The sequence below is a fragment of the Mycolicibacterium vaccae NBRC 14118 = CIP 105934 genome, assembly GCF_001552715.1.
GTDB lineage: Bacteria > Actinomycetota > Actinomycetes > Mycobacteriales > Mycobacteriaceae > Mycobacterium > Mycobacterium vaccae.
Genome location: NZ_BCRS01000020.1, coordinates 43063 through 50794, shown reverse-complemented (window position 1 = coordinate 50794; position 7732 = coordinate 43063). Strand labels below are relative to the sequence as shown.

The following is a 7732-nucleotide window of genomic DNA, read 5'->3' as shown; positions in this document are numbered from 1 at the left end:
CGGGCACCACCAGCAGCACCGGACTCCACCGGCCGAGCCGGTTCAGCGGAGCGGGCCGGGCCGCCCCGCCACCGACGCGCGAGGCCGCGGCGAGGCCACGGGCCCGGTGCTCGGCGATCACCAGCGCCACCGCGAACACCATCAGCACCAGCGACAGCACCGCGGCCCGGGACGGATTGAACCCGGAGCGGTACGCGCCGTAGATCACCCAGGTGAACGCCTCGAAGCGCATCGCCGCGACGGCGCCGAAATCACTGAGCACATACAGCGCGACCAGCAGCGCACCTGCCGCGATCGCCGCCCGGGCCTGGCGCAGCGTGACCCGGAACAGCACCGCGACACCGCCCAGTCCCAGCGACCGCGCCACCTCCTCCTGGGCAGGGTCGACCCGGCCCAGCGCGGCCATCGTGGTCAGCAGCACGAGCGGGTAGCTGACCAGGGTGAGCACCAGCGCGGCACCCCAGAAGCCGCTGACCGACGGCAGCGCCGACACCCACAGGTAGGCCAGCAGGTAACTCGGCATCGCCAGCGGCAGCGTCAACGCGACCGCCAGCGCACGCCGGCCGCGCAGGTCGGTCCGGGTGACGAGCACCGCCAACCCGACCCCGAGCACGACGCAGGCGGCGGTGACGACCGCGACCAACAGCAGCGACCGCCCGATCAGTGCGGCGGTGCGCGGCTGGAACAGTTCGTCGAGGACGAATGCCCAGCCGCGTTCCAGTCCACGGCCGCCCAGGTAGACCAGCGGCACCAGGGTGCAGGCCGCGACCAGTGCCGCGGGCAGCAGCAGCAGCGCCGGCGGGCGACGGCGGGCCGGCCGGGCGAGTACCGCCACCGGGGTCAGTTCGTCAGCAGGCCGGTGTCGACGAGCATCTCCTGCGTGACCTCGATGTCGTCGAGCTGCGACAGATCAACGGCAGGCGGCTGCAGGTCGGCCAGCGCGGGCATGTCCGCCGACGGCTGCACCGCCGCGATGAGCGGGTACTCCGAGGTCTCCTCGGCGAAGTACTTCTGCGCGGACTCCCCCACCAGGTACGCGGCGAACTGTTGCGCGCCTTCAGGATTCGGGGCGGCCTTCAGCACGCCGACCCCGGCGACGTTGACCAGACCGCCGGGATCGCCGGGGGCCATGAACTTGTTCTCGGCGACCACCGCGTCCGGACCCTTGGACTGGATCAGCTCGTAGAGGTAGTAGTGGTTGACCAGGCCGAGCGGCACCTGACCGGCATCCACCGCGTCACGGACGGCGACGTTGTTCTCGAACGCCTGCGGCTCCTGGGCCTTGAACGCGCGCAGCCACTGCTCGGCGCCGTCGTCGCCGCGCACCACGCGCAGGCCGGTCACGAACGCCTGCCAGGACGCGTTGCTCGGGGCGAAGCCGATCTTGCCCTTCCACTCCGGCGCCAGCAGACCGTCGATGGTGTCCGGCGGATTGGGCGCCAGCGTGGGGTTGTAGACGATCACCCGGGCGCGCCCGGACACGCCGACCCACGTGCCGTCCGCGGCGGAGTACTGCGCGGGCACTGCGGCGAGGGTGTCGGCGTCGACCGGGGCGAGCAGGCCGGCCTTGGAGACCGCCCCGAGCGCGCCGGCGTCCTGGGACAGGAACACGTCGGCCGGCGACTTGTCGCCTTCGGTGATCAGCTGGGCGGCCAGCTCTCCCGAGCCCGCGTACCGGGTCTCCACCTCGACGCCGGTGTCGGCGGTGAACTGTTCGATCAGCGGGGCGATCAGCGCCTCGCTGCGTCCGGAGTAGACGACGATCTTGTTCTCGCTGTCGGTCTGGGGCTCCGATCCGCACGCGGTGAACGCGAGCATCGCCGCGACCGCTCCCAGTGCCCCGGCCACCCGGCTGAACGAAATCGACATTAGGCTTGCCTTTCCTTTATTTGCGTCGAAAGTACCATTGGCGTGAAGTGAGCCCGGCTAACCGGCAACAGGGGCGTGGGCCACTGTCGAGATTCCGCTAGCATGTGTTGACAATCAGCTGATTTCGCGCAAGACGACACCGCGCATCCGCCATTTCCAGACGAAAGGGACCAGGTGCCGCAGGCACTGGATGGAGGTCCATCCGAGCCGGCTACGTACGCCGGACGACCCGACCTCGAACCCTGCGAGGCCGAGCCGTCCTCTAGTCGGCCGGGCTCCGGGCCCGGCTGGCGTCTTTCGAGGGCAGCCCGATGAACCTCGCGACCACACTGCTCTCGCTGCTGGCGTTCGCGCTGCTCACCGCGGGCACGGCGGTCTTCGTGGCCGCCGAGTTCTCACTGACCGCGCTGGAGCGCAGCACCGTCGAAGCCAACGTGCGGTCCGGCGACCGCCGCGATCAGATGGTGCAACGGGCCCACCGCACACTGTCGACGCAGCTCTCGGGTGCGCAGGTCGGCATCTCCATCACCACGCTGGCCACCGGGTTCCTGGCCGAACCGGTCGTCGCGCGGCTCATCGACCCCGCGCTGAGCGCCATCGGGGTGCCCGACCAGCTCGTCACCGGGCTGGCTCTGGTGCTGGCCATCCTGATCGCCACGTCGATCTCGATGGTGTTCGGCGAGCTCGTCCCGAAGAACCTCGCGGTGGCCCGGCCCGTGCCGACTGCGCGCTGGGCGGCGCCGCTGCAGTTGATGTTCTCGTTCCTGGCCAAGCCGCTGATCCGGCTGACCAACGGGACCGCGAACTGGATTCTGCGCCGCCTCGGTATCGAACCGGCCGAGGAGCTGCGGTCCGCCCGTTCCCCGCAGGAGCTGGTGTCGCTGGTGCGCTCGTCGGCGCAGCGCGGGTCGCTGGACCCGGTCACCGCGGTGCTGGTGGACCGCTCGCTGCAGTTCGGCGACCGCTCCGCCGAGGAGCTGATGACGCCGCGCTCCAAGATCGACACCCTCGACGCCGACGACACCGTCGTCGACCTCAGCGAGGCCGCGATCAGGACCGGGCACTCCCGCTTCCCCGTCATCCGCGGCGACCTCGACGAGACCATCGGCATGGTGCACGTCAAGCAGGTGTTCGCGGTGCCCGCCATGGCACGCGCCACCACCCGGCTGTCCGTGCTGGCCCTGCCCGTCACGAAGGTGCCCTCGACTCTCGACGGTGACTCGGTGATGTCGGAGGTGCGCGCCAACGGTCTGCAGACCGCGCTGGTGGTCGACGAGTACGGCGGCACCGCGGGCATGGTGACCGTGGAGGACCTGATCGAGGAGATCGTCGGCGATGTGCGCGACGAACACGACGACGAGCCGCCGGACGTGGTCCAGGCGGGCCGGGGCTGGCAGGTGTCGGCCCTGCTGCGGATCGACGAGGTCGCCGAGGGGACCGCGTTCCGCCCGCCCGAGGGCGACTACGAGACGATCGGCGGGCTGGTGCTGGAGAAGCTCGGGCACATCCCGACGGAGGGTGAATCGGTGGAGCTGACCGCCTTCGACCCGGACACTTCGCCGGACCATCCGGTGCGCTGGCTGGCCACCGTCGTGAAGATGGACGGCCGCCGGATCGACCAGCTGCGGCTGACCGAACTGGGTCGTGAGGGGGCCGGCGGTGGGTGACATCTTCGGCGTCCTGCTGACCTTCGTGTTGCTGGCCGCCAATGCGTTCTTCGTCGCGTCGGAGTTCTCGCTGATCTCCGCACGGCGGGACCGGCTCGAAGCGCTGGCCGAGCAGGGCAAGCACAGCGCGGTCACCGTCATCCGGGCCGGTGAGCACCTGTCGCTGATGCTGGCCGGCTCGCAGCTCGGGATCACGGTGTGTTCCATCCTGCTGGGCCGGGTCGCCGAACCCGCGGTGGCGCACCTGCTGGAGAAACCGTTCGGGCTGCTGGGCATCCCCGACGCGGTGCTGCACAGCGTGTCGTTCCTGGTGGCGCTGTCCATCGTCGTGACGCTGCACGTGCTGCTGGGCGAGATGGTGCCGAAGAACATCGCCATCGCCGGGCCGGAGTCCACCGCGATGCTGCTGATCCCGGTCTATCTGGTGTACATGCGGTTGGCGCGGCCGTTCATCGCGTTCTACAACTGGTGCGCGAACTCGACGCTGCGGCTGTTCGGCGTCGAACCCAAGGACGAACTGGACGTCACGGTCTCGACGGTCGAACTGTCCGAGATGATCGCCGAGTCGCTGTCGGAGGGGTTGCTCGATCCCGAGGAACACACCCGGCTGACGCGGGCCCTGCAGATCCGTAACCGGGTGGTCGACGACGTCGCGATGGCGCTGGACGAGATCCGTGCCGTCCCGGTGGCGCACGAGGGCGCGGGCCCGACCGTCGGGGTGCTGGAAGAGGCGTTGAAGGAGACGGGTTACTCGCGCTTCCCGGTGACCGATGCCGGCGGTGCGTTCATCGGCTACCTGCACATCAAGGACGTGTTGCCGCTGCTCAACGGCGCCGCCGGCAGCGCGGCCGTCGTGGACGCGTCGATGGTGCGCCCCCTGCCGAAGGTGCCGGCCACGCTGCCGCTGCCCGACGCGCTGACCCGGCTGCGCCGCACCAACAGCCATCTCGCGCTGGTCACCGCCCCCGACGGCGCCGCCACCGCGATGGTGGCGCTGGAGGATCTGGTCGAGGACCTGGTGGGAACCGTCCGTGACAGCACGCACCGCATCTGAGATCCGACTGCCCGAGGCCGACTGGCTCGACCGCGCGGCCGGGTACGTCCGGCGGGCCGACGACATCCTGGCCCCGCATCTGCGCCGACGCCGCGCGGGACAGCCCCATCCCGTCTACGACTTCCTGTTCACCTACTACAACGTGCGTCCGGGCCGGCTGCGGGTCTGGCACCCCGGCTACGGCGTGGTACTCGAAGGGGCCGCGGCGGAGCGCTACCTGCAGCGGGCCGGGTATGAGCGCCTCCGGGGCGGCGTGGCCGTCGGGCGCGATCATCTGAACAGTCGGCTCGGCACTGTGACGTTCATCGCCGACCTGCTGCAGGCCACCGCGTCGCGGCCGGCCCGGTTCAACTGTTTCGGCATGCACGAATGGGCGATGGTCTACCAGGCGTCCTCGGTGCGCCACGACCGCGTGCCGCTGCGCCTGGGCCCCGCAGGCACCGACGCGGTCGTCGAGTCGATGCCGTTGCGGTGCAGCCACTTCGACGCCTACCGGTTCTTCACCGAGCCCGCCGCCGAACGCAACGCCACCCGCCTGACCCGGGACACCCAGATCGCCGCCGAACAGCCCGGCTGCGTGCATGCCGGGATGGATCTCTACAAGTGGGCACTGAAGCTGGGGCCGCTGATCGAGTCCGGCCTCGTGCTGGACTGCCTGCAGCTCGCCCTTGACGCCCGGGTGCTCGACATGCGGGCCAGCCCATACGACCTACGCGCCTACGATTTCGAGCCGATTGCGGTCGAAACCCCCAGCGGCAGAGCTGAATACGTGCGTGAACAAGAAGCGATCGCGGGACGTGCCGCGCCGCTGCGGTCCCGGCTGCTCGAATGCGTCGTGGTGCTGCAGCAGAGCGCCACCCGGGCATAGGCCCTGTTACCGGTGGGTAAGCTGGACCGACGACAGTGCAAGAGGCATGGCGCGGACGCGCGTGCACCCGAGGGAGGAATCATGACCGATCGCGTGACGGTGGGTAGCCTGCGCGTCGCCCCCGAGTTGTACGACTTCATCAACAACGAGGCGCTGCCCGGCACCGACATCGATCCCGACACGTTCTGGTCCGGTGTGGACAAGGTCGTCGCCGACCTGACGCCGCGCAACCAGGAGCTGCTGGCGCGCCGCGACGATCTGCAGGCGCAGATCGACCGGTGGCACCGCGCCCGGGTGATCGGCGGTTTCGAACCCGCGGAGTACAAGCAGTTCCTCACCGACATCGGCTACCTGGAGCCCGAGCCGGGAGACTTCACGATCACCACCGCGGGTGTCGACGACGAGATCACCACCACCGCCGGTCCGCAACTGGTGGTGCCGATCCTCAACGCGCGTTTCGCGCTCAACGCCGCCAACGCCCGCTGGGGCTCGCTGTACGACGCGCTGTACGGCACCGACGTCATCTCCGAGGAGGACGGCGCCGAGCCCGGCACGTCCTACAACCCGGTGCGCGGTGACAAGGTGATCGCCTACGCCCGCCGGTTCCTCGACCAGGCGGTGCCGCTGGCGTCCGGTTCGTGGTCGGACATCACCGGCCTCAGCGTCGAGGACGGCGCGCTGACGGTGGCCGTGGGCGACGAGTCCGTGGCCCTGAGCGACCCGGCGCAGTTCGTCGGATACCTCGGCGAGGCCGCGGCCCCGACCGCGGTGCTGCTGGTCAACAACGGTCTGCACGTCGAGATCCTGGTCGACGCCGACTCCCCCATCGGCTCGACCGACAAAGCCGGCATCAAGGACGTCGTGCTGGAGTCCGCGGTCACCACGATCATGGACTTCGAGGACTCCGTGGCCGCCGTCGACGCCGCGGACAAGGTGTTGGGCTACCGCAACTGGCTCGGCCTCAACCGGGGTGACCTGGCCGAAGAGGTCAGCAAGGGCGGCAAGACCTTCACCCGCGTGCTCAACGAGGACCGCACCTACACCGGCCCGGACGGCGAGACCGAGGTGACCGTGCCCGGCCGCAGCCTGCTGTTCGTGCGCAACGTCGGGCACCTGATGACCAACGACGCGATCACCGACGCCCAAGGCACAGAGATCCCCGAGGGGATCCAGGATGCGCTGTTCACCAGCCTGATCGGCATCCACGGGCTCCGGACCGGCGACAGCGGACCGCTGGTCAACAGCCGGACCGGCTCCATCTACATCGTCAAGCCCAAGATGCACGGCCCCGACGAGGTGGCCTTCACCTGCGAGCTGTTCAGCCGCGTGGAGGACGTCCTCGGGCTGCCGCCCAACACCATCAAGGTGGGCATCATGGACGAGGAACGGCGCACCACGCTGAACCTGAAGGCGTGCATCAAGGCCGCCGCCGACCGGGTCGCGTTCATCAACACCGGTTTCCTGGACCGCACCGGCGACGAGATCCACACGTCGATGGACGCCGGGCCGATGATCCGCAAGGGCGCGATGAAGTCCACCGACTGGATCAAGGCCTACGAGGACCAGAACGTCGACATCGGGCTGGAGACCGGGTTCTCCGGCCGGGCCCAGATCGGCAAGGGCATGTGGGCGATGACCGACCTGATGGCCGACATGGTCGAGCAGAAGATCGGTCAGCCCAAGGCCGGCGCGACGACCGCGTGGGTGCCGTCGCCGACCGCGGCGACCCTGCACGCGATGCACTACCACCAGGTCGACGTGTTCGCCGTGCAGAAAGAACTCGCCGGTCAGCGACGCGGCACGGTCGACCAGTTGCTGCGGATCCCGCTGGCCCAGGAACTGGCGTGGGCCTCCGACGAGATCCGCGAAGAGGTCGACAACAACTGCCAGTCGATCCTGGGCTACGTGGTGCGCTGGATCGACGCGGGTGTGGGCTGTTCGAAGGTCCCCGACATCCACGACGTCGCGCTGATGGAGGACCGGGCCACGCTGCGCATCTCCAGCCAGCTGCTGGCCAACTGGCTGCGCCACGGCGTGATCACCGAAGAGGACGTCAAGGCCAGCCTGCGCAGGATGGCCGCGGTGGTCGACGAACAGAACGCCGCGGACCCCGACTTCCGGCCCATGGCAACAGATCCCGACAACAGCATCGCCTTCCAGGCCGCCCAGGAACTCATCCTGGCCGGCGCCGACCAGCCCAACGGCTACACCGAGCCGATCCTGCATCGCCGGCGCCGGGAGTACAAGGCGGCTAGTAACGTTGGCTGACGCAGA

General features: G+C 69.5%; 6 protein-coding genes. 4 read left to right on the top strand and 2 right to left on the bottom strand.

Annotated elements, in window-relative coordinates; translation table 11 throughout:
• Nucleotides 1-835 (bottom strand): ABC transporter permease (locus MVA01S_RS06435; RefSeq protein ID WP_169801744.1); only part of this gene is annotated, 835 nt, incomplete at its 3' end.
• A 5-nt stretch (nt 836-840) separates the two neighbouring features.
• Nucleotides 841-1869: an iron ABC transporter substrate-binding protein gene (locus MVA01S_RS06430; protein ID WP_003932296.1), complete on the bottom strand. Its 1029-nt coding sequence runs from the start codon at nt 1867-1869 to the stop codon at nt 841-843.
• A gap of 311 nt (nt 1870-2180) precedes the next feature.
• Between MVA01S_RS06430 and MVA01S_RS06425 the strand changes: the two genes are divergently transcribed.
• From MVA01S_RS06425 to MVA01S_RS06410, 4 genes are all read left to right on the top strand, one after another.
• A complete protein-coding gene (locus MVA01S_RS06425; protein WP_003932295.1) occupies nt 2181-3536 on the top strand; it encodes a hemolysin family protein in 1356 nt (451 codons plus the stop codon).
• Nucleotides 3529-4590, top strand: a complete 1062-nt coding sequence (locus MVA01S_RS06420) for a hemolysin family protein (RefSeq protein WP_003932294.1) — start codon at nt 3529-3531, stop codon at nt 4588-4590. Before MVA01S_RS06425 ends, MVA01S_RS06420 begins: the two co-directional genes overlap by 8 nt.
• Complete coding sequence (locus MVA01S_RS06415) at nt 4568-5458, top strand: hypothetical protein (protein WP_003932293.1); 891 nt, start codon at nt 4568-4570, stop codon at nt 5456-5458. Before MVA01S_RS06420 ends, MVA01S_RS06415 begins: the two co-directional genes overlap by 23 nt.
• A gap of 81 nt (nt 5459-5539) precedes the next feature.
• Nucleotides 5540-7726 (top strand): malate synthase G, encoded by a 2187-nt coding sequence (locus tag MVA01S_RS06410; protein ID WP_003932292.1) that lies wholly within the window; start codon nt 5540-5542, stop codon nt 7724-7726.
• Nucleotides 7727-7732: the final 6 nt, after the last annotated feature.